Source organism: Aromatoleum toluvorans, from assembly GCF_012910905.1.
Taxonomy (GTDB): Bacteria; Pseudomonadota; Gammaproteobacteria; order Burkholderiales; family Rhodocyclaceae; genus Aromatoleum; species Aromatoleum toluvorans.
This window is the reverse complement of the sequence record NZ_WTVN01000004.1, coordinates 1-22052: the sequence shown is the minus strand read 5'-3', so window position 1 is coordinate 22052 and position 22052 is coordinate 1. Positions and strand designations below refer to the sequence as shown.

Annotated in this window: 19 protein-coding genes and 1 tRNA gene; 3 read left to right on the top strand and 17 right to left on the bottom strand. The window is 68.5% G+C overall.

What is annotated here, in order from left to right; genetic code table 11:
• Positions 1 to 71 precede the first annotated feature (71 nt).
• Positions 72 to 998, top strand: a complete 927-nt coding sequence (locus tag GPA22_RS04070; RefSeq protein WP_169254828.1) for a LysR family transcriptional regulator — start codon at positions 72 to 74, stop codon at positions 996 to 998.
• On the opposite strand, the gene GPA22_RS04065 is transcribed toward GPA22_RS04070, so the two are convergent.
• From GPA22_RS04065 to nhaR, 5 genes are all read right to left on the bottom strand, one after another.
• Complete coding sequence (locus GPA22_RS04065) at positions 995 to 1834, bottom strand: Rossmann-like domain-containing protein (RefSeq protein ID WP_169254827.1); 840 nt, start codon at positions 1832 to 1834, stop codon at positions 995 to 997. The genes GPA22_RS04070 and GPA22_RS04065 overlap by 4 nt on opposite strands.
• Positions 1831 to 3417, bottom strand: a complete 1587-nt coding sequence (locus tag GPA22_RS04060; protein WP_169254826.1) for a VWA domain-containing protein — start codon at positions 3415 to 3417, stop codon at positions 1831 to 1833. Before GPA22_RS04060 ends, GPA22_RS04065 begins: the two co-directional genes overlap by 4 nt.
• Before the next feature lie 6 nt (positions 3418 to 3423).
• On the bottom strand, positions 3424 to 4845 hold the full coding sequence (locus GPA22_RS04055) for an AAA family ATPase (RefSeq protein ID WP_169254825.1): 1422 nt from the start codon (positions 4843 to 4845) through the stop codon (positions 3424 to 3426).
• 61 nt (positions 4846 to 4906) lie between these two features.
• A complete protein-coding gene (locus GPA22_RS04050) occupies positions 4907 to 5812 on the bottom strand; it encodes a YihY/virulence factor BrkB family protein (RefSeq protein WP_169254824.1) in 906 nt (301 codons plus the stop codon).
• A 91-nt stretch (positions 5813 to 5903) separates the two neighbouring features.
• Complete coding sequence (nhaR, locus tag GPA22_RS04045) at positions 5904 to 6797, bottom strand: transcriptional activator NhaR (protein ID WP_169254823.1); 894 nt, start codon at positions 6795 to 6797, stop codon at positions 5904 to 5906.
• A 171-nt stretch (positions 6798 to 6968) separates the two neighbouring features.
• Between nhaR and GPA22_RS04040 the strand changes: the two genes are divergently transcribed.
• Positions 6969 to 7826 carry a Tim44 domain-containing protein gene (locus tag GPA22_RS04040; RefSeq protein WP_169254822.1) on the top strand — a complete coding sequence of 286 codons (858 nt, stop codon included), beginning with the start codon at positions 6969 to 6971 and terminating at the stop codon, positions 7824 to 7826.
• An 80-nt stretch (positions 7827 to 7906) separates the two neighbouring features.
• On the opposite strand, the gene GPA22_RS04035 is transcribed toward GPA22_RS04040, so the two are convergent.
• Positions 7907 to 8464 carry a 1-acyl-sn-glycerol-3-phosphate acyltransferase gene (locus GPA22_RS04035; RefSeq protein ID WP_169254821.1) on the bottom strand — a complete coding sequence of 186 codons (558 nt, stop codon included), beginning with the start codon at positions 8462 to 8464 and terminating at the stop codon, positions 7907 to 7909.
• Positions 8465 to 8650: 186 nt separating this feature from the next.
• Here GPA22_RS04035 and GPA22_RS04030 point away from each other — a divergent pair.
• Positions 8651 to 8727 (top strand) — tRNA-Met (locus tag GPA22_RS04030).
• A gap of 95 nt (positions 8728 to 8822) precedes the next feature.
• Here GPA22_RS04030 and GPA22_RS04025 read toward each other — a convergent pair.
• The 11 genes from GPA22_RS04025 to nifH all read right to left on the bottom strand — a co-directional run bounded on the left by GPA22_RS04025 (position 8823) and on the right by nifH (position 21774).
• The gene (locus tag GPA22_RS04025; RefSeq protein ID WP_246264063.1) at positions 8823 to 12926 is read right to left on the bottom strand and encodes a hypothetical protein; all 4104 of its coding nucleotides are present in this window, start codon (positions 12924 to 12926) and stop codon (positions 8823 to 8825) included.
• 157 nt (positions 12927 to 13083) lie between these two features.
• Positions 13084 to 13578 (bottom strand): nitrogen fixation protein NifQ, encoded by a 495-nt coding sequence (locus tag GPA22_RS04020; protein WP_246264061.1) that lies wholly within the window; start codon positions 13576 to 13578, stop codon positions 13084 to 13086.
• Positions 13515 to 13814 carry a ferredoxin III, nif-specific gene (gene fdxB, locus GPA22_RS04015; RefSeq protein WP_169254820.1) on the bottom strand — a complete coding sequence of 100 codons (300 nt, stop codon included), beginning with the start codon at positions 13812 to 13814 and terminating at the stop codon, positions 13515 to 13517. The genes GPA22_RS04020 and fdxB overlap by 64 nt, the downstream gene beginning before the upstream one ends.
• Before the next feature lie 40 nt (positions 13815 to 13854).
• Positions 13855 to 14046, bottom strand: a complete 192-nt coding sequence (locus GPA22_RS04010) for a CCE_0567 family metalloprotein (protein WP_169254819.1) — start codon at positions 14044 to 14046, stop codon at positions 13855 to 13857.
• Between the two features lie 13 nt (positions 14047 to 14059).
• Positions 14060 to 14557, bottom strand: a complete 498-nt coding sequence (locus GPA22_RS04005; RefSeq protein WP_169254818.1) for a NifX-associated nitrogen fixation protein — start codon at positions 14555 to 14557, stop codon at positions 14060 to 14062.
• Positions 14550 to 14960: a nitrogen fixation protein NifX gene (gene nifX, locus GPA22_RS04000; protein ID WP_169254817.1), complete on the bottom strand. Its 411-nt coding sequence runs from the start codon at positions 14958 to 14960 to the stop codon at positions 14550 to 14552. The genes GPA22_RS04005 and nifX overlap by 8 nt, the downstream gene beginning before the upstream one ends.
• Positions 14961 to 14991: 31 nt before the next feature.
• Positions 14992 to 16392, bottom strand: coding sequence for a nitrogenase iron-molybdenum cofactor biosynthesis protein NifN (nifN, locus tag GPA22_RS03995; RefSeq protein WP_169254816.1), 1401 nt, complete (start codon positions 16390 to 16392; stop codon positions 14992 to 14994).
• Positions 16385 to 17824, bottom strand: a complete 1440-nt coding sequence (gene nifE / locus GPA22_RS03990) for a nitrogenase iron-molybdenum cofactor biosynthesis protein NifE (protein ID WP_169254815.1) — start codon at positions 17822 to 17824, stop codon at positions 16385 to 16387. Before nifE ends, nifN begins: the two co-directional genes overlap by 8 nt.
• 69 nt (positions 17825 to 17893) lie before the next feature.
• Positions 17894 to 19420, bottom strand: a complete 1527-nt coding sequence (gene nifK / locus GPA22_RS03985) for a nitrogenase molybdenum-iron protein subunit beta (protein WP_169254814.1) — start codon at positions 19418 to 19420, stop codon at positions 17894 to 17896.
• A gap of 11 nt (positions 19421 to 19431) precedes the next feature.
• Positions 19432 to 20877: a nitrogenase molybdenum-iron protein alpha chain gene (gene nifD / locus GPA22_RS03980; protein ID WP_169254813.1), complete on the bottom strand. Its 1446-nt coding sequence runs from the start codon at positions 20875 to 20877 to the stop codon at positions 19432 to 19434.
• Between the two features lie 24 nt (positions 20878 to 20901).
• Entirely contained in the window at positions 20902 to 21774 is an 873-nt protein-coding gene (nifH, locus tag GPA22_RS03975) for a nitrogenase iron protein (RefSeq protein WP_169254812.1), read from the bottom strand.
• Between the last annotated feature and the right edge of the window lie 278 nt (positions 21775 to 22052).

Genomic DNA, 22052 nt, shown 5'->3' with positions numbered 1-22052 from the left:
CGATCGATAAATATTCCGTCGAGGCAATGCGTGAAATAATGTGAATTCGAATTTCGAATATTGATCGCGCGATGAGCCCCCCCGACCTTCGCTTGCTGCAAGTCTTCGACGCCATCCACAGGACCCGCAGCGTGAGCCGTGCCGCCGACCTGCTGGAACTCGGCCAGCCCGCCGTCAGCATCGCGCTCGGCAAACTGCGCGAGCACTTCGCGGATCCCCTGTTCGTGCGCACGTCGAAAGGCATGGAACCCACCCCGCTCGCCGACGAGCTGGTGCAGCCGATCCGCAAGGCGCTCGACGCCCTCGACGCCGCCCTCGGCCATCGCAGCACCTTCGACCCGGCCGCATCGGAGCGGAGCTTCCGCGTGTGCATGACGGACATCACCCATCTCGTGCTGCTGCCGCGCCTGTGGGGCACGCTGCGCGCGACGGCGCCGGGCATCCGCATCGAGATCGCCCCGCTGGACGACGACACCGGACGCAAGCTCGAGTCGGGCGAAGCCGATCTCGCGGTCGGCTTCATTCCGGGCCTGGAGGCCGGCTTCTACCAGCAGGCGCTGTTCCGCCAGCACTACGTGTGTCTCGCCAGCGCCGACCACCCCCGCATCCACGGCGGATTGACGCTGGAACAGTTCCAGGCCGAAGACCATGCGGTGTTCGGCACCAGCGGCACCGGCCACCACGTCATCGAGCAGGAGATCGCCCGCCAGGACATCAAGCGCCGCATCGTGCTCGACATCCCCAACTTCCTCGGCGCCGCCTTCGTCGTCGAGCACACCGACCTGCTGATGGTCGTGCCGCGCCGGCTGGGCGAACTGCTGCGCGGACGCGGCGACTTCAGCGTCCTGCCCGTCCCCTTCCCGCTACCCGAGTACACGATCAAGCAGCACTGGCACGCGCGCTTCCACCACGACCCGGGCAATCGCTGGCTGCGGGGCCTGATCGCGGAGCTGATGTCGGAGGCCGGCACCCGCCCGACGCCTGCCGAAGCGACCTAGATCCTCGCGAGCAGCGCCTCGAAGCCCGGATACGCGTCCGCCGCGATGGCACACTTGCGCGCGTAGTCGCCGCGCTCGCGCCCGCTGCGCAGCGCATCGACGAAGCCCTCCGGCTCATGCACCCAGGTCCCGCCCACGAGCGTCACCCCACGGGCGAACAAGGCATCCGGCAGGCAACCCGCGCTCGGTCCGATCATCGCGAACCAGCGCGCGTCGCGGCAGAAGCCCAGCATGTGGTCGAGGGTGTCGTTGAGCAGCAGCGTGCTGGTCGACAGCACCTTGCCACAACCCGTCAGCTCCGCCGGGTCGAGCGTCACGCGGTAGCCGTCCCGGTCACCCGCGAGTTCCGCCTTGAGCTCGACGACCGTGAGCTCGGCGCCGGACTTCAGGATGCGGCCGAGGAGGGGCGTGAACAGCCCGATCATGCCGATGCGCTCGCCCGGCTGCGGGTCCAGTCCGCCGATCGAATCGGCGCTGGTATCCGGCCGGTAGCCGGCGCGGTCGAAAAAGCAGCGCGTCAGCGCATTCGCGGCGGCGAAGCCGAGCGTACGCCGGATGCCGCTGCCCTTCGCGTAGGCCCGCGCGAGGTCGAGCGCATCGGCGCCCGCGAGCGCAAAGCCGCCCTCCCCTTCGCGCATGCGTTCCAGCGTGTCGTCGAGCAGCACGTACGACAGCCCCAGCGAGCCGTCATCGAGTTCCAGCGCACAGAATTCGCCACGATCACCGGGCAAGGGCGCGTCCCCGGCTGGTGGCAGATGCAGCGCACGCACCCGCGGCAGGGGCCCGCGCGCGGCGAAGCGTTCGAGTTGTGCGAGGTAGGTTTCGGCAAAATTCATGCGGAAGTCTCCGGGGAATTCTCGAGGTCGCCCCGGTGCCGGCCCGCGCGCACTGCGGCGGAAGCCTTCGCCCCGGAAGTCGTGGAATCGCGGTTCGCCTGCGTGCGCAGCGCACCGGGGAAGAACCGGGCTGTGAGGCTGTTCGATTCGAGCGGCGACTCGGTGTCGACGCCGCCGTAGCGGCGCCAGTCGCGCACCCAGAAGATGTCGTCGGCGACTTCGAGGAAACCGATCGTCTCGCGGTCACCCACCAGCACGCCCTGCACGCGCAGCCCGCGCTCGTTGCGCATCGTCCGCAGGCGTGCGGCAACGTCGGGCGTCGCACCGAACTCGCCGTCGGACACGATCACGAGGTCCGCCTCGCGCCAGCGCGCCTCCTCGAGCTTCGCGAGCGCCGCCTCGATCGGCCCGCACACGTCGGTGCCGCCGCGAAACGCCTGGCCGAGGAAACGCGCCAGCCGCCCGATGCCGTCCGCGTCGACCGGCAGGCTCATGTCGACGATCTCGCCCGGCCCGCCGAACGTGAACACGTGGCACGCCCGTTTCTGCGCGTGCGCCGTGCGCACCGCCTCCAGCACCGCCGCCTTCGCCACCGCCTCGGCGCCCCCGCGCATCGACCCCGAGGTGTCGACGCACAGCAGCATCGGCCCCATCTCCAGGCGCTTTGCCGGCTGCGGGCGCGGCGTCGGACGCTGCACCGCCTCTTCGTGGCGGCGGATCTCCTGCATGCGGTCGTCGTCCTCGTAGCACAGCAGCGTGCGCTCGGCGCGTCGCGCATGCCACACCAGGCGCAGACGGGGGTGGCCGAGCAGCATCGCCTCGGCCGGCAACATACGTGCGACGCGATCGGCGCGGTGGATCCCGCGCGTCTCGCCCGGCATGTCGGGCACGCGCACCGTGCTGCGTTCCGCGCGATGGGCGGTCGCCTCCTCGATCGCCAGCTCGGTGACGCGCCCGGCCGCATCCGGCTCGTCCGTCTCCGACGCCCGCCCGAGACGACGGATGAGATCCGCAAGCTCCGGCAGGCGCTCGAGCAAGCGGCGGATGCGCACCACCTCCTGCCAACCCTCGCTGCGCAGCAAGCCGCGGATGCGGTCGAAGCGCGTGCTCTTGGCTTCGTCGGGAAGCATGCCGAAGACGTCGGCCAGCTCGTCCATGTCGCCGCAACGGTCCTGCCAGTCGGCAGCGAAGGCGTCCACGGCCATCGCGACCGCCCGCGCCTCGTCCGCGCCGCGGTCGAGGTAATCGACGATGAAATCGACATGGAAGAGGAGGCTCATCAGCACCGTGTCCGCCAGCTCGCCCTCCTCCCGGCAGTAGCGCGTGAGCTCGAGCGACTGCATCGCCTCGGCCAGACCGCGTGCGATCGCGGGCGGAGGCCAGCGCCACGCCTCGGCCGGCGGCAGTTCGCCGGCAACGAGCGCCGCACGCAGCTCAGCCAGGGCCGCGAGGCGCGCCTCCACGCTGCCCTGCGCGTTCGTGAGTCCGCCCAGCCACAAGCCGCGCATCAGTCCGTCCAGCGCCGCGAGCCGGCTTTCCTGCGATTCGAAGAGCAGCGGCGCGGGACCGGCGACGGCGTTCATGCGCGCTCAGGCGGCGGAAAGCGGCTCGTGCCGGACGGGCGCCGGGACCTCGCCGCCCTCGCCCGCCGGCAGGCGCGGCAGCGCCTCGAAGCCGGCGCGCGCTTCGCAGATCCGTTCGCGCAGGTCCGCGATCACCCGTGCCGTCCCGGCGAGACTCTCCTCTGCACGCGCCGCGAGCGCCGCATCCAGCCACAGGCTGCGGGCGTGGTACTCGGCCAGGTCGCGGCGCCGCGCGTCGAGCTCTGCCGCGTAGCCATCGAGGCGCGCGACCAGCTCGTCGATCTGCCGCGTACGAGCACCGATATGCGCCGAACCGTAGCGGCGCTGCCGCGTGTGCGTCAGGCGCAGTGCCTGCGCCCCGCGCTTGGCGTCGCCGATCTCGTCGGCAAGATCCGTCGCCGAGAAACGCAGGCGGCCGCTCTCGTCGTAGTCCAGGTCGTTCGCGTTGCGCTCGGCCTGCAGCTGCGCCTCGAAGGCCTCGACGATGCGCGTGACGCGCGGCGGCGCGAAGGCCTCGCGCACCCCGAGCCGCGTACACAGCCAGTCGCCGAGCGCGGCCTGGCGCGGCGCATCCGGCGCCGTGCACCACGGCAGCAGCAGCAGATCCCACAGCGACACGGCCCCCCGCCCCTCGCTCGCCGCGGCGATGCGCAGCAGGCGCGCCGCCTTCACCCAGCGGCGGTCCGACACATACACTTCCGCGGCGCCAAGGTGCGCGCGCAGCTCGGCGAACATCGCCGTCACCTCCGCCGGCAGCGCCACCCGTGCCGCCGCGGCACCGAGCGCGTCGAGATCGGCGGCACCGAGCGTCGCCGCATCCTCCGGCGCCTGCCAGCCCCGCACCGGATCGGCGCCCAGCAATGCGGCGAAACCTTCCGCGCTTACCGGCGCGACCGTCACCCGCAGCAGGAAGCGGTCGAAGAAGGCTTCCGCGATCTCGTCCTCCGGCACCTCGTTGGTCGCGCCGATCGCGCTGATCAGCGGACAGCGCTGCCGCCCCGCGCCGTTGTCGAACTCGCGCTCGTTGAGCAGCGTCAGCAGCGCGTTGAGGATCGCGCTGTTGGCCTTGAACACCTCGTCGATGAAGGCGATCGACGCGTCCGGCAGGAAACCCGCGGTATGGCGCTCGTAGCGATCCTGCTCGAGCGCCTGGATCGACAGCGGCCCGAACAGCTCCTCGGGCACCGAGAAGCGCGTCAGCAGCCGCTCGAAGTAGCGCGCGTCGCGAAAGGCGAGATGCAGCCGGCGCGCGAGCTCGCTCTTCGCGGTGCCCGGCGGCCCGATCAGCAGCGTGTGTTCGCCCGCGAGCGCCGCGAGCAGCGCAAGGCGCACGACATGGGAACGCTCGACCAGGCCACGCTCGAGCGTCGCGACGAGGCCGGCGAGGCGGCCATGGAGATCCGGAACGGATGGGCGGACTGTGGGCATCTGGCGATAGTAGCGCGGCCCATCGGCAAGGGAATTGATCCCTGCGAAGTTTGTTCCCGATTCAGTCGTCCTGCATCAGCTCGCGATGCACGCGCACGGCCGTGACCCGCGGCTGGATGACCTGCCCGCGCGCCTCGACGTTGGCGCGGGTAAACGCCGCGCCCAGCAGCAGGATCAGCGACGAGTAGTTCACCCACATCAGCAGGAGCACCAGGGAGCCGGCCGCCCCATACGTCGACGCGGTGGCCGTCGTCGACAGGTACAGCGCGATGAGGCTGCGCCCCACCGCGAACAGCAGCGCGGTGACCAGCGCCCCCAGCCACACATCGCGCCAGCGCAGCAGCACGTCCGGCAACACGCGGAAGATCGTCGCGAACAGCAGCGTCGCAACAGTCAGCGAAACACCCCAGTCGAGCCCGATCAGCAAGGGCGGCGGAATCGGCACCCAGTCGCGCGCGAACTCGACCACCGCCCGCACCGCAACGCTCAGGAGCAGCGACACCAGCAGCACGAAGCCGATCGCGAGCACGATCGTCATCGACAGCAGGCGGTTCTTCAGATAGATCACGATGCTGCTGCGCGTCGGCCGCGGCGCCACCGACCAGATCGAGTTCAGCGCCGTCTGCATCTGCCCGAACACCGTCGCCGCACCGAACAGCATCGCCCCGAAGCCCGCGAGCGTCGGCAGGATGCCGCTCTGCTTGATGCGGCTCGCCGCGACCGCCGTCTGCACCGCCTGGGCCGCCTGCGCGCCGATCGCCGCCTCCAACTGCTGCGCCATCTCGCCCTGTGCCGCAGATTCCCCGAGCACCAGGCCGACGACCGTCACCACGACGATCACGACCGGCGCCACCGAAAACACCGTGAAGAACGCCAGCGCCGCCGCATGCACGAACACCTGCGCGTCCAGCCACAAGCGCACGCTCCGCTTGAGCACTTCGATCCAGTAACGCCCCCAGCCGTTCATCGCCGCCACTCCCCTCCGCCCGAACCCGCTTTAGCCCATCCAGATAATGGCACAAGCCTGCGCGTCGCCGCCCGCCCCGCGATGCGCCCCTTCACGCGGACGCATTCTCGGCCCCGGCAAGCAGGCGGCGGATCACCGGATGGTCCACCTTGCGCTGCGCCGAGATCGCATAGAAATGCTCGACCACGTCCGGGCAGCGCCCCAGCAGCGCAAGCCCGCGCGAGCGCGTGAACTCCTCCGACGACAGCTCGGGCGCCGGAAAGGCCCCGAGGCCGCTTTCGCCGAAGGTCGCCAGCAGCGCGCTGTCCTCGAACTCGCCGACCACGCGCGGGCGAATGCCATGACGCGCGAGCCAGTCGTCGAGCCGGCTGCGCACCGCCGAATCGGCCGTCGGCAACAGCAGCGGCAGGTCCGCGAGGCAGGCGGGGAAACGCTGTTCGACCGTCTGCGCGATGTCGGCCCGCACGTACCACGCGATCGACGATTTGCCCATGCGGTGGCTGAACACCCGCAGGTTCGGATTCGCCGGCGCCGGCCGGTCCGCGAGCACCACGTCGAGCCGGTGCAAGGCCAGATCGGCGAGCAGATCGTCGAAATCGCCCTCCTGGCACTGCAGGCGCAGGTTGGGCGTCTCGACGGCGGGCTGCAGCAGATGGCGCACCGCCGGCTTCGGCAAGGCGTCGGAGATTCCCACCGCGAGACGCACGCCCTGCGCTTCCGCCGCCTCCTGTACCGCCGCCGGCAGGGCCTCGCCCAGCTGGAAGATCTGCTCGGCGTAGCGCACGGCCGTCGCGCCGGCTTCGGTCAGCTCGATGCCGCGCCCCAGCGACCGGAACAGCGAATATCCGAGCGAGCGCTCGAGCTCCCGGACCTGCGTGCTCACGGTCTGCACCGCCATTTCGAGCCGCTCCGCGGCCCGCGCGATGCCGCCTTCCTTCGCGACGACCCAGAAGTAGTACAGGTGACGGTAGTTGAGCGGTTGCATGTTAACTTCCATTTTTTCTGAGTTAACGTACTTTAAATTCATCTTCATCGGAAGTTCAAGTATCCGTATCCTCCAACGGTCTTGCGCACCAACCGGTGCGGCGGACCGCCAGCTCCCTGCCGGGAGCCTGCGGGACATGGAATTCAAACATCCAGAGGAGGCTCAACCCTTATGAAACTCACCCGAATCCTGCTCACCGTCTGCGCGCTCGTGCTGAGCGTCGGCCTGACGGCGAACGATGCCGAAGCCAAGCGTCTCGGCGGCGGCAAGTCGTTCGGCACGCAGAGCAGCACGGCGTCGTCGTCCACCGCCACCGCCCGCACGGCCACCCCGCCGGCCGCGGCGGCGCCCGCGCAGGCGCCGCGCAAGAACTCCTGGCTCGGCCCCATCGCCGGCCTGGCCGCCGGCCTCGGCCTCGCCGCCCTCGCCTCGCACCTCGGCATGGGCGAAGAATTCGCCAACATGATGATGATCGGCCTTCTCGTGCTCGCCGCCGTGGTCGTCTTCCGCATGCTGACGCGCAAGCGCGCGCAGGAACCCGCAATGCAGTATGCCGGCATGGGCGCCGGTGGCGGCAGCATCCCGACGCAGTCGCAACCCCTGCCCGCCTACGGCAGCGCCGCACCTGCAGCCGCTCCGGCCGCCGCCAGCGCACTGCCTGCCGGCTTCGACGCGGAAGGTTTTGCGCGCCAGGCCAAGGTGAACTTCATCCGTCTGCAAGCCGCAAACGACGCCGGCAACCTCGACGACCTGCGCGAATTCGTGACGCCGGAAGTGTTCGGCGAACTGCAGATGCAGATCCGCGAACGCGGCACCACACCGCAGCAGACCGAAGTGATGGAACTCAACGCCGATGTCGTCGAATGCGTCGAGGAAAACCGCCGTTACCGCGTGGCGGTCCGCTTCAACGGCCTGATCCGCGAGGAAGCCGGCGCGGCCCCGGTCGACTTCAATGAGATCTGGCACCTCACCAAGCCGGTCGAGGGCAACCAGGGCTGGCAGGTCGCAGGCATCCAGCAACTGAACTGATAACTCCAACCCCAAGAGAGAGCAAAGGGCGACCGGCCACGGGCCGGTCGCCCTTTTTCCTTCCTGATTCGCGCGGCGACTCAGCCCCGCCCTTCCCCGAACCGGATTTCCCCCGCTTTCTCCGGGTGCTTCCCCTGCCGGCCCGCATAGAAGTCGCGGATCGCGGCGAGATCGCGCTCCGCATCGCCGCTCAGCGTCAGCCACGCACCGATTCCCAGCTCACGGCGGCCGTAGTCGATATACACGAGCCCGAGCGGAACCCCCGCCTGCACCGCCAGGTGGTAGAAGCCCGACTTCAACTGCGGGACATGCCTGCGCGTCCCCTCGGGCGCGATCGCGATGAACAGCCGCTCCGACTCCGCATAGCGCCGCACCAGCTGCCCGATGAAGCCCGTGCTCACGCGTCGATTCACCGGAATGCCGCCCAGCCAGCGAAACAGCATGCCGAAGGGCGGGCGAAAGAGCGAATCCTTGGCGACATAGGCGATCCTCAGCCCGGATCCCGAACGCGCCAGCACGCCGAGCGGGAAATCCCAGTTCGACGTGTGCGGATACACCATCAAGACCCCCTTGGGGCCGGGAGGCGGCACGATCACCAGGCGCCAGCCCGCCAGACGTAACAGCAACCGCGCCAACATCGAACGCAATTCCTCCGAAAACCCGCAAAATCCGCTGAATCTACGGGCAATTCGCAATCCGCCCGGACCGCCGTGCACTATCCGGCAAATGCCCCACGGGTGACAACCCGTGACATCGTCGATAGGGATTTTGCAAAAAGTTCTTGCATGCCGATTCGAAGTTCGCTATAGTTCTATTTCTCCAGACGCGGGGTGGAGCAGTCTGGCAGCTCGTCGGGCTCATAACCCGAAGGTCGCAGGTTCAAATCCTGCCCCCGCAACCAAACTCGGAAACAGGCCAACAGCGAAAGCTGGTTGGCCTGTTTCGTTTTCTAGCCCTGGTTGTCCTTTTTCCGGAAGTTGCGTTCGAAAACCTCCCCTAAGAACTCCGGGAGTTCGACGTTTCCCCGAGCGAGGACGGGGCGGAATCGCCCACAGTCTCGACCGTCATCCCCTTGCGCTGCACCAGTCCAGCCATATCGACGGGGCGCCAGTAGGTGCCGCCGGCCGACACGCAGCTCCACGCCCACCGTACCCAGCCGGTCAGGGAGATCGCGAGCCATAGCGCCCAGCCCAGCATCATCAGGCGGTAGGCGAACACGGGAATGCTGAAGAACTCCGCGCTCGGCGTCGTGCCGTCGAGGCGGTCGAGATACCACCGCAGGCTGAACGCACTCGAGCCGTTGCCGGTCACGAGCATGTCGGGATAGCCGAGCAAGCCCTGACGCAGCGCCGAGAGCAGCGCGCTGGCGGCCGCCAGCGTGAAGATCAGCAGCACGATCTGGAACAGGTTGAAGCGCCACGGCGACGGATCGACATGGTTGCGCCGCACCGCCAGCAACACGAACCAGCCGACGACAAGGAACACCGAGACGACCGAGGACTGGACGAGCCCGACGCCGAGGAGGATCCACGTCGCCATCCCCAGCGGCCCCGGCACGATGCGGGACAGCACCGCTGCGATCGCGACCACGACGATGAGCACGCCCCACAGGAGCACCGCCGGGCCGACCAGCGGCCCCTTGGTGAACAGCACCACGCGGTCCTCCGGCACGGCCAGCGAGAGGGTCGCATTCACCGCCTGCGCGCCGAGATCCAGTTGCAGCGAGCGATAGTGGTTCGATACCGCGGAGACGTCGCGCCAGTCGAGCTGCACCGAGTGTTCCCCCGGCGTGATCGGCAGCGCCAGTTTGTTCTTCTCTGCCCGCAAGGGCTGCACGTGGCCGTCGATCCGGACGGACAGGAGTTCCGCCCCGTCGGGCAGGCCGATCACGTGATTGCCGCCGGCGCTGCTGCGCAGCCGCAAGGTGGCCGAGGCGTCGGACGAGCGCTGCCCCACGGTGGTATGGATCTGGACGTCGTCGAACGTGAGCGTGCCGCCGTCCATGCCCGATGGCCGCGAGAGCGACAGCTCCACCGCCTCGCCCGGCCACGGCAGCCAGCGCGGCCGCCACGTGCCGCCGTCGGTCCAGACCGCGGGCGCGAGGCCTGCCGATTCGACGTGCCACGACGGCGTCGCCGACACGGTCCAGCGTTCGATCTGGCCGGGGTGGGTCGAGGTCGGCAGGCGCAATTTCTCGGCCGGTTCGAGGACGCTGTCGAAGCTGCGCGAGGCGCCGGGGGCGAGATCGACGACCGCTTCGCCGTCCTCGACCTTGATGCCCGGATCGGTGACCGCTTCGCCGGCCAGCAGCGGGATCCGCACGCTGGTCTGCAGCGCGCTCGGACCTTGGCGCCGCACGAGGGTGCGGACGGTCCAGGTCTGGTCGAACATGACGTGCCGCTCGACTTCGGCAAACGGCGGCAGGTCGGCGCCGCCCGAAAACTCCTTGTCCGCCTTCGCCTGCACCTCGCGCAGCCGCGAGAGCGTCAGCGTTTCCGTCGCCAGGCCCCGCGCATCCATGCCGGACAGGCTCCAGCGCGAGAGCTGCGTGCTCACCCGCCGCGGCGTCAGCGGCAGATGGACGGGCACGTCGTCCTGATAGGCCGGGATGACGATCTCGATGGTGGTGATGCCGGGGCGCACGCCTGCCCAGATCAGCCCCTTGTCGTCGCGCAGCAGCGCCGGCGCCTGCCCGCCCGCGAGCACGGACGAGGGCCGGATGTTCGCTCCGGGGCTGGGCAGCGGCACGACGGTCCGCGCCTGCGCGTGGACTTCGAGCCGGAGCGTGATGGTGTTGCCGGCGGCTTCGATTCGCAGGTCGGCGAGGTCCGCGCAGACCGGCGTGCAGGCCGGCGCGGGCTCGGAAGCGAGGAGCCGCGCACGCAGTTCCCCGAGGAGTTCTTCCGACGGGAACGCGGATTGCGCACGGGCGTCCGGCATCGCCGTGCCCAAGCCGACCGCCGCGACGACGCCCAGCACCGCCGCGGAACTCAGCGCTCCGCGCAGCCTGCGCATCATCGCCGCCCGGTCGAACTCCCAGCAGCGCCACAGCGCCAGCCCCAGCAGCAGCACGGAGAGCACCGACCACAGCGCCGCGGCCGCGGGGGACAGCAGGGTCAGCGACAGCGTCTGTCCACTGGCGATCGGCCCCTGTGACGCGAGCTGGATCGCCGTCCAGCGCCAGCTGGGAATGCCGGGGCCGGTCTGCACTTTCAGGCTCGGATCGGGCCTGCTCGCCGCGGGCCGTGCCGCACTTTCCCGCGCCACCGAGGCGGCTTCGTCGCGCAACGTGCGCTCCGCGCGACCCTGCGCTTCCTGCGCAACGGGCGGCGCCGCCGGTGCGGGAGCCGGCACGGCCCGGCCCTTTCCCGCGGTGGCCTGCGAATAACTCATCCCGAGGGCCGGGTACATGGCCTGCCGGATCTGATCGACGGCGAAGGGAACGAGCATGATGGCGATCAGGATGCCGCTGACCAGCGCGCCGCGCGTCGCCCAGCCGCGCAGCCTGGCGCTCGCCGGGACCGCGGCCGCGATCGCCCGGAACAGCACCAGCGCCAGCCACAGGAATTTCGGCGCGCCCGCGGTGTGCCACGTCAGCACGAGGCCCGCGAGCAGGATCAGGGCCGCCACCGGACCGACGACGCGGAAAGTCACGGCCGCGATCAGCAGCACGCCGAAGATGTCCCACAGCGTCCACGACGTCAGCCACTCGCCCTGCACCGAATCCGCACCCGAGGCGTGGATCAGGCGCCACCCGGGCGGCAGGTTGAGCTCGGCCGTCCAGCCGCTCAGCGGCGCGGTCCAGCCGCTTGCGGGGATCTCGCGCGCCGACGAGTCGATGCGGCTGTCGGCCTCGAGCGCGACCGACGCCTGGCGCAGTTCCACACCGCGGCCGGCCGCGCTGCGCGTCACCGGCAGATCGACGTTATTGACCGACACCCGCCCCAGCGCGAACTGCTCCGGCAGGTCGAGCCGCCAGCTTCGGCCGATCGTCCCGTCGATCCTGTCCTGCACGGAAAAGCCGCCGCCGTCGAAGTCGAGCCACAGCGTGCGCCGGATCTTCAGGCGATCGGCCGCCCCGCCCGCATCGCCCCGCTGCACCTGGGCGATCCGCAGGGCCGCGCCCGGCTGCAGCACGAAGGTCGGAAGGCCGGCCCATTCCGCCGGCACTCCCACCGACTTCGGATCGACCGCCGGCGGCCCCTCCAGGTTCACGACGCGCACCTCGTTGCGCGGCGCAAAGGACCACACCTCCTGCTCGCCCGCGCCGGCAGGCAACCGGAGTTCGCTCGCGGCGCTCATCCTGCGCGAGCTCACATTGAGCACCCACGAGCCGGCACGCGCCTGCACCTTCAGGCTGCCGTCGGCGTCGATGCGGGCCGGCAGCCCGCCCTCGACCGCCAGCGGAACGAAGCCCTCCAGCACCGCATGGGGGACGCGTACCTCCCGCTGTCGGCCCGAGATCGAGAATTCGTAGCGCACCGTCGAGACCATCGGCACGTCGTCGGTGAATTGCCGGAACACGCGCATGGACAGGGAATCCACTGCCCCCTCCTTCTCCGGCGAGGCGCGCAGCCAGAGCTGGCCCGATGCATCGGGCTGGCCGGCGAACCGCTCGCCGTCGATCGTCACCGACACCTTCGCGACCTGCCGCGGCAGTTGCAGGCTCATCGGCAGCTGCTGCCAGTCGAAGCGCCCGGCGAGCACGTGGCGCCCCTGCCCCACCCGCAACGACGGCCGCCCGTCCGCCGGCACGACCGCCACCGGTTCGCCGTCCACGCGCACGTCGCGCGGCCAGGTTTCGACGTCCCCGGGCAGCTCCACCGTGCCGTCGGCGAAGGCATCGACCATCATCGTGAAGGAGCCCTGCCGGCCGGAGAGCTGCATCTCGATGCCCGCCGGCCAGATGCATTGCACGGGAGCCGGCTCGCCCGCCGTGCGCGGGCACTCCGGCGCGGGCGGGTTGTGGCGCGCCCAATCGACCCACGGACGCAGCGGCGCCGGGACTTCCTCCGCGCTCATCCTGCCGCTCCCGGCATGTGCCGGGGAAATGCAGGCCAGCAAACCCGCCATCAGGGCAACGATTCCGTGGGTCTTCATCGCTCGGGTCTCCGCCGATCCTGCCCGCGGAAAACCCGTGTGACGGGGCGCGCGGATCAGGTTCCTATGACAATGGAGACGATGATGCCCGAGAAATCAATCCGGGTACGAATTTCCGTGGGGGTATCGGCATGCGACACCGCCGGTAGCGGCCGGACTAGCCCGCCAGTTGCCGCAGGGGCAGCTCCTCGCTGTCGAAGCACTCGCCATAGTGGGCGCAGACGCCGCAGGACGGGGCGCGGCAGGCGCGGATGCCGACCTGGGCGCAGAGCTCCCGATAGAAAAACTTCTTCCAGCGCATGTGGTTCGCGTTACGCGCGGCAAGATGCGGGAAGTGAACGTGCAGCAGTTCGGAGAGCACCGTTCGCGAGGGCAGGCCGAGATCGTGCCAGAGGTGGTCGTCGCCCATGCAGGCGCGGGCCACGGCTTCGGCCAGGGCGACTACGTCGGGATCTTCGGCAGCACTGGCGTTCAGCAGGAGTTCCCGCAGGTCGGCGTACTCCTCGTGGCGCTCGCCGGCCACCTGCAGTTCGCCGCCGTCTTTCCAGCGGGGCGAGATCAGCGCCAGATAGTCGGCGGGCATCATGATCAGGCCGCCGCGGGCGCGTAACTGATGCAGCGCCGCGCGCAGTTGTTGTTGCAGGATTCGCAACCGACGCAGTTTTCCGGCTGCGCGATGCTCATCACCTTCTTCTCGTATTCCTCGTCGTCGTCGGCGTCGATGGCCACCAGTTCGCCATCATCGTCCATGGCCATGAGTTGCAGCACCTCCCGGGCGCAGGTCTTGAAGCAGCGGCCGCAGCCGATGCATTTCTCCTGGTTGATGGCGGCGATGAATCGGGGCGTCCAGATGACGCCGGAAGGCAATTTGACGGTGTAGTGGCTCATGGAAAACTCCGTGGTAAAGGCGGCGGCGGGGTGTCGCGCCTCAGCCGAGGGCCGCCAGCCGGCGGCGTGCTTCGGCCAGCCGGGCGTAGGCGTCGAAGGTCTGCTGCGCCTGCTCGGGGATGCGCTCCCAGCCTGTGGGCAGTTCCTCCGACAGGTCGTGGAGGTCCATCTTGCTTTGCGTGGCCTGGGCGTTGAGCTTCCTGACCAGGGCCTTGAGTTCGTCGGCGTTCATGGACGTACCTCGATCAGAAATTGGCGATCTCGGGGAAGCGGGCGATCATCGCCACGGCCTCGCGGACGATGCCGTCGCCCGCTTCGGCGAGGGCCGCCAGGCTGTCGAAGCCGAAGCGGTGGATGTCACGGTGATACTTCGAATAGACGATCAGGCGGCCGCTGGACAGGATCGCGCGGCCGAAACCCTCATGGTTGATCTTGATCATCGGCGCGGCGATCAGCCCGCACTGGCGCTCGATGGCGAGGCCGGCCGCGGCGTAGAAGAGGTCGAGCCGCCAGAGGACGGACGGGTCGGGGTCGTCGATGATGGAGATGAGCTTGCGCGCCGCCTTGTCCACGACGTAGGGGGCGAGCACCTCGGCGTCGGACTTCCTGTCCCAGTGGCCATAGGGATCCTGGGCGCGCAGCTGCTTGACGAGCTCGGCGAGGAAGGGCGAGGCGGAGACGAGCGTCGCAAAGTCTGCGGCGGCCGCGTCTGCCGGCGCGGTGGTCATGGGCGTCTCAGGCATGGTTTTCTTCCTCGGCGAAATCGAAGGAGCGTTCCTGGCCCTTGAGCAGGGCCTTGCGCAGCCAAGGGGGCGGCGTGCCCTTGAGGACCTCCTGCAGGCGCTCGATGATCTCGGCGATGGGCTGCGGGGTAGGCACCTTCACCGGGTGCACCCGCAGGTTCACCACCTTGGCCGCCGCCGACCCGCCGATGGCGGCGACATAGACGATGGCGCAGTCCTTGATGGCCTCCAGCTTGGGCAACAGCTTGTCCTCGCTGCCGTCCTCGGCGAGGTCGCCGGCGAACTCGGCAAGCCCCACCAGCCGGCTGACCTCCGGCTGGACCTCGTAGATGGCGATCTTCCTCGCCCAGCCGAAGTGGGCATCCACCTCGAGCATGTTTTCGGTGGCAAACGCGACTTTCATACGGGGCGCTCCTCGGGGATCGTTTGGGAATTCAGTGACGAGTGACAGCCGACGGCTCCACGGCCGCGCCGGGCGCTGCCCCGCGTCCGGCGGGGAGGAAGTCGGCGGGGTTGGCGTGCCGTTCGTGTTCGTTGAGCCGGGCGATGAAGACATTGGCCACCTCGAAGATGAGATTGCGGGTGCCGCGGTAGCCGACCGACACCTGGTGAGCAGCGCCCAGGCGGTCGAAGCTGGGAATGCCGGCGCGGTAGAGGGGCAGGTCCAGACGCTGGGCGGCCTGGCGGCCGTGGGAGTGGGTGACCAGCAGGTCGCAGCCCTCCTCCACCGCGGCGGCGGCGCGCTCGAAGTCGTCGAGATCGCCGATGCGCACGGTGGCGCAGGGCAGCTGCGGCAGGATCGGCGTCTCGGTGGGCGCCACCGCCACCGGCACCTCGGCGCCCATCTCGGTGAAGAACGAGACCAGGGTGTGCAGGAGGTCGGCCTCGCCGGCGACGGCGATGCGCTTGCCGCCGAAGTAGAAGTGGCCGTCGAGCATGGCATCCAGCAGCTGGCTGCGCTGGCGCTTGTATTTCGCCGGCACCTCGTTGCCCGAGACCTCGGCCAGCAGGCCGATCAGGGCGTCGCTGGCGGCCAGCCCGGTGAGCCGGTCGAAGAGCCGGAAGGGGACGCCGGCGATGCGCTCCAGGGCGGCCGCCGCGGGGCGCATCTGCTCGCCGACGGCGATGGTCAGCGCCGCCTCGCCCATCCTGCGCACGTCCTCGACCGTGGTGCCGCCGAGGGTGTGGGGCAGGAAGGTCTCGGGAATGTGGCCGTCGAGGGAGCCGGAGAGGTCGGGGAGGATCACCGGGTAGAGGCCGAAGGCCTCGACGATCTCCCGCAGCTCCTCGAGGTCGCCGGGGGTAAGGTGGCAGGGGGCGAGGATGTTCACCTGCCAGGGGGTGCGCGCCTTGGACGGCCGCACCAGGCTCGTCACCATGCACTCCACCGCCTTGCCCCAGCCCTCCTGGAAGCCGCCGACGAAATCGGGGGTGGGGGTGAAGACCACTTCCATGCCGGCGAGCTCGGGATGGCGGGCGCGGATGTCGGTGAGGAAGCCGGCCACGTCGTCGCCCTTGGCCTCGGTGATGCCGGTGGAGCACAGGCCGATCAGGGCCGGGTTGGCCCGCTTGTGGATGTTCACCAAGGCCTGCTCGATGTTCTCCTGGCCGCCGAGGATGGTGGTCACCTCGCTCATGGCGGTGGTCTGCAGGGGAATGGTTTCCCGGAAGTGGCGCACGAAGAGCACCAGGCCGAAGGCGGTGCAGCCCTGCGAGCCGTGCAGCAGGGGCAGGCAGCGGTCCATGCCGAGGAAGGCCAGCGCGGCGCCGATGGGGGCGCTCATCTTCAGGGGATTGACGGTGCAGGCCTTGCGGCCGGCGAGGATCTCAGCCATGACGCAACTCCTGGTCCGCGAACGCGCTCTCGCCCTCGTCCGCGCCTTCCTGAAGGTCCCACGGGGCCGGCGTCTTCACCTGGGCCCAGATGGGGTTGTGAAGGGCCTTGTCGATCTCCGCGACGAGATTGACGATGCCGTCGTAGCCGGCGTAGGCGTGGTGGCGCTCCTGGTTGATTTCCACCCAGGGGGTCTTGGCCTTCAGCGCCACGAACTGCGAGCGGCCGCCGGAGAGCATGACGTCGGCCTTCGACTCCTTGAGCATGCGGTACATCTCGCGGGGCGGCAGCTCGTCGAACATGTGGGCGTCGGTGCCCATGATCTCCACCACCTTCTCCCGGTCGTGGGCGGTGGATTTGCGCATCGAGGTGCCGACGATCTCCATGCCCACTTCCCGCAGCGCGGAGACCACGCTCCAGGACTTCACGCCGCCGGTGAAGAGGAGCACCCGCTTGCCCTTGAGGCGTGCCTTGTAGGATTCGAGGCGAGCCCAGGCGCGGGCTTCCTCGCGGGCGATGAGCGCCTCGGCGCGGGCCGGCAGGTCGGCGGGAGCGCCCTGCTCCACCAGCAGCGCGCTGATCCTGCGCAGGCAGTCGGACATGTCGGCGATGCCGTAGAAGCTGCCCTCGAAGAAGGGGATGCCGTAGCGCTCGTCCATCTTGCGGGCGATGTTGATCAGGGCCTGCGAGCACAGCATGATCGCCGCCTTCGCGCGGTGGGCACCGGCGATGTCGCGGTAGCGCGCGTCGCCGCAGAAGCTCGCGAGGACGCGGATGCCAAGGGCGTCGAAGAGGGGTTTGACCTGCCACAGCTCGCCGACGACGTTGTACTCGCCGATGAGGTTGATGTCGCAGTCCGTGGTGAATTCGGGCTCCATCGTACCCACCACGTGGTCGAGGAGCGCCTCGCCGCCGAGCTTGTTGCCGAGGTTCTTGCTGCCGGCGAAGCCGGGGGCGTTCACCGGGATCACCGGCAGGCCGAACCTGGTGCTGGCGGCTTGGCAAACGGCGTCGATGTCGTCGCCGATCATCGCCGGCAGGCAGGTCTGGTAGACGAAGATGGCGGGCGGCTTGACCGTCTCGGCGATCTCCTTGATCGCCCGGTAGAGGCGCTTCTCCCCGCCATAGACCACGTCGAACTCGCCCATGTCGGTGGTGAAGCCGGTGCGGTAGGTCTGGGCGCCGGAGGAGTACACGTGGCGCGAATCCCAGGAATTGCCTTCGCAGGCGATGGGGCCATGCACCAGGTGGGCGACGTCGACGATCGGCTGCAGGGCGATCTTGGCGCCGTCGAAGGCGCAGCCGCCGGCGGCGGCGCCGGGGGTCAAGGGCTTCTTGCAGCCGGCCTTGCGCGCCTTGTCGTTCTTGGCCTGGTTGGTGGCGCATCCCGGTTCGATCAGCAGGCTGTCGATTCTCTGTTTGAGGGCGCTCATGATGTTCTCTCCTCGGTCCTGCGAATCCACCGGCGGGCAGCTACCGCTGTGGCTGCCCGCCGGTGCCGGTCAGCGCACCAGGTCGAAGCTCGGCGAGCCTTCCACCGTGCTCGCGTCCAGGGTGTCGAAGATCTTGTCGAGGATCTTCACCAGGACGTTGAGGCCGCCCTGGTAGCCCCAGATGGGGAAGCGGTGGTGGTGGTGGCGGTCGAAGATCGGGAAGCCGATGCGGATCAGCGGCGTGCCGATGTCGCGCTCCAGATACTTGCCGTGGGAGCTGCCGATGAGGAAGTCCACCGGCTCGGTGGCGAGCAGCGAGCGCATGTGCCACAGGTCCTTGCCCGGCCACAGCTTGGCGCCCTGCCCGAAGGGGCTGGCGGCGAGGAGCTTCTCCATCTTCTCGACGAAGTCCTTGGTGGAGTTGGTGCACACGATGTGCACCGGCTCGGCGCCGAGCTCCAGCAGGAAGCCGGTGAGGCCCAGCAGCATGTCGGGATCGCCGAAGAGCGCGAACTTCTTGCCGTGGAGGTAGGCCTGCGAGTCGGCGATGGCGTCCACCAGGCGGCCGCGCTCCAGCTCCAGGCTGGCCGGGATCGGCTTGCCGGTGAGCTCGGAGACCGCCATCAGGAAGGCATCGGTGCCGGCCACGCCGATCGGGCAGTGGAGGCTGACGGCCTTCTGGCCGACCTTCTCCACGTACTCCGCCGACTTCGCCGCCGAGATGCCCTGCATGAAGATGGTGCCCTTGGCGTGCAGCGCGTTCACCGCGTCGTCGTACCTGGTGCCGCCGGCGAACATGTTGAATTCACCGTTGGTCGGCGTGTCATAGACGTCCGAGGTGTCGGAGAGGACGGTGTACTCGACGTCCATCTCCGCCAGCAGGCGCTTCAGCTCACGGGTGTTGGCGACGCAGTAGCCGTCGAAACCGCCGTTGATGTTGATCGACGTTGATTCCTTGCGCTCCTTGCCCTCCCAGAAGTGGGTGAGGCAGCCCTTGAGCATGTTGTCGTAGCCGGTGACATGGCTGCCGACGAAGCTCGGGGTGTGGGCGAAGGGAACCGGGAAGTCCTTGGGGATCGAGCCCTTGTCCTTGGCGGTCTTGATGAAGGCGTCCAGGTCGTCGCCGATGACTTCCGCCATGCAGGTGGTGCTCACCGCGATCATCTTCGGCTTGTAGAGGGCGTAGGCGTTGGCCAGGCCGTCCACCATGTTGGTCAGGCCGCCGAACACCGCCGCGTCTTCCGTCATCGAATCGGAGACGGCGGACACCGGCTCCTTGAAGTGGCGGTTGAAGTGCGAACGGAAGTAGGCGACGCAGCCTTGCGAGCCATGCACGTAGGGCAGCGTGCCCTCGAAACCGGCGGCCGCCATGACCGCCCCGAGGGGCTGGCAGGCCTTGGCCGGGTTGATGGTGAGGGCCTCGCGGGAGAAGTTGATCTCCCGGTACTCCCAGGTCTTGGTCCAGTCACAGGTCTTCTTCACCTCGTCGACCGGCACGGTGTGTTCGAAGGCGCGCTTGCGCTCGAACAGCTCCTTGTACTCGGGCGTCTGGAAGAGTGCGCTGTGATCGAGCACTTTCTCGGCAGATTGAGCCATGGTGTTTCTCCTTACTTTTTCCAGGGCGCCTTGGTCAGCGACCACACGGGGCTGTTGATCGCCATGTCCATGTCGCGGGCGAAGATCGCGAAGCCGTCGTAGCCGTGGTAGGGGCCCGAGTAGTCCCAGCTGTGCATCTGGCGGAAGGGAATGCCCATCTTCTGGAAGATGTACTTCTCCTTCACGCCGGAGCCGATCAGGTCGGGGCGGATCTTCTCGGCGAACTTCTCCAGCTCGAAGCCGGAGGCGTCGTCGTAGATCAGCGTGCCGTCCTTGATGTAGCCGGTGGTGCGCTGGTAGTCGTCGCCGTGGCCGAACTCGTAGCCGGTGCCGACCACATCCATGCCCAGGTCCTCGTAGGCGCCGATGACGTGCCGCGGGCGCAGGCCGCCGACGTAGAGCATCACCTTCTTGCCTTCCAGGCGCGGCTTGTACTTGGCGATCACGTCGGCGCACAGCTGCTCGTGCTTGGCAATGACCTTCTCGGCATTGGCCTTGATGGTGTCGTCGAAGAGCGCGGCGATCTTGCGCAGGGACTCGGCGATCTTGGTCGGGCCGAAGAAGTTGTACTCCATCCAGGGCACGCCGTACTTCTCCTCCACGTGCCGCGCGATGTAGTTCATCGAGCGGTAGCAGTGCAGGAGCAGCACCTTGGCCCGCGGCATCATCTCGATTTCCTTGAGGGTCGCATCGCCAGTGCCCTGGCCGATGACCCGCAGGCCCATCTCCTCGAGGAGGATGCGCGAGGCCCAGGCGTCGCCGCCGATGTTGTAGTCGGCCATCAGCACCACGTCGTAGGACGTGGACTCGAAAGGCGCCTCGTAGTCGGCCTTGTCGAACACCCAGTCGCGGATGGCGTCGTTGGCGATGTGGTGGCCCAGGGACTGGGACACGCCGCGGAAGCCCTCGCAGCGCACCGGGACCACGGAAAGGCCGGTCTCCTTGTGCTTTTTCTTCGCGACCGCCTCGATGTCGTCGCCGATGAGGCCGATGGGACATTCGGACTGCACCGAGACGCCCTTGGCCAGCGGGAAGACGGTCTTGATCTCGTCGATCAGCTTGTCCAGCTTCTTGTCGCCGCCGAAGACGATGTCCTTCTCCTGGAAGTCGGAGGTGACCTGCAGGGCGGCGAAGCTATCCACGCCGGCGGTGCCGTTGGCGTAGTTGCGGCGGGTGGCCCAGGAGTACTGGCCGCAGCCCACAGGACCGTGGGAGACGTGCACCATGTCCTTGATCGGGCCCCACACCACGCCCTTGGAACCGGCGTAGGCGCAGCCGCGGATGGTCATCACGCCGGGCAGGGACTTGATGTTGGACTTGACGCCGCAGTCGGGCTTGCCTTCCTCGTACACGTTGAGGTGCTTGGCGCGCTTCTTCCCGGCCTTCTCCGGGTAGGTCGCGAGCACCTCGTTGATGAGGGCCCGGTTCCTGGTCTTGTCGTCGATTACCGCACTCATGTCGGATCTCCAGTGTGCGTTAACTTAGGCCACAGCCTTGGCCTTGCCGACGATGGACTCGTCGTCCTTCTGCATGATCCCGAACTCGAGCAGCAGGTCTTCCAGCTCTTCCATGCTGATCGGGGTGGGGATAGAGCCGTTGCCCTTGTTGGCATGCACCTTGCGGGCGAGCTGGCGGTATTCCTCGGCCTGCTTGCACTCGGGATCGTATTCAAGGACCGTCATGCGGCGCAGTTCGGCGTGCTGCACGACGTTGTCGCGCGGCACGAAGTGGATCAAGGAGGTGCCAAGGCGCTTGGCCAGCGCGTCGGCCAGTTCCCATTCCTTGTCGGTCTGGCGCTCGTTGCACACCAGGCCGCCTAGGCGCACGCCGCCGGTGTTGGCGTACTTCAGGATGCCCTTGGAGATGTTGTTCGCGGCGTACATCGCCATCATCTCGCCGGACATGACGATGTAGATTTCCTGGGCCTTGTTCTCGCGGATCGGCATGGCGAAGCCGCCGCACACCACGTCGCCCAGCACGTCGTAGGAGACGTAATCCACGCCGTCGTAGGCGCCGTTCTCCTCCAGGAAGTTGATCGCGGTGATGACGCCGCGGCCGGCGCAGCCGACGCCGGGTTCCGGGCCGCCCGACTCGACGCAGCGGATGTCGCGGTAGCCGACGCGCAGCACGTCCTCGAGCTCCAGGTCCTCCACCGACCCGGCCTCGGCGGCGAGCGAGAGCACCGTGTCCTGGGCCTTGGCGTGCAGGATCAGGCGGGTCGAGTCGGCCTTCGGGTCGCAGCCGACGATGAGGATCTTCTGGCCCATTTCGGCCAGCGCCGCGAGGGTGTTCTGGGAGGTGGTGGACTTGCCGATCCCGCCTTTGCCGTAGAACGCGATTTGACGCAGACTCATTTCAACTCTCCTTCAGTGGTTTAACTGGCATCCGGCGAGGCCGGCACGACCTCCTTTCAGCAATGGCTGTGCCAAGCGCTGCAAATCCGGCGGAAACGCCCGTCTGGCGCGGCTTTCCGGCGATCTCGATGGCCACGTGGAGGCATGTCGCGAAGCCGACAAATGCGTGGTCCTGTCCCACACGCGACGTGTCGGCAGTAGCGCCGAAGCGGCGCCGGCGGCACGGCGCACTTCTTGCACGTGGCGGGCATGGACTCCCCCCGCCCCCCTGTCTCTTA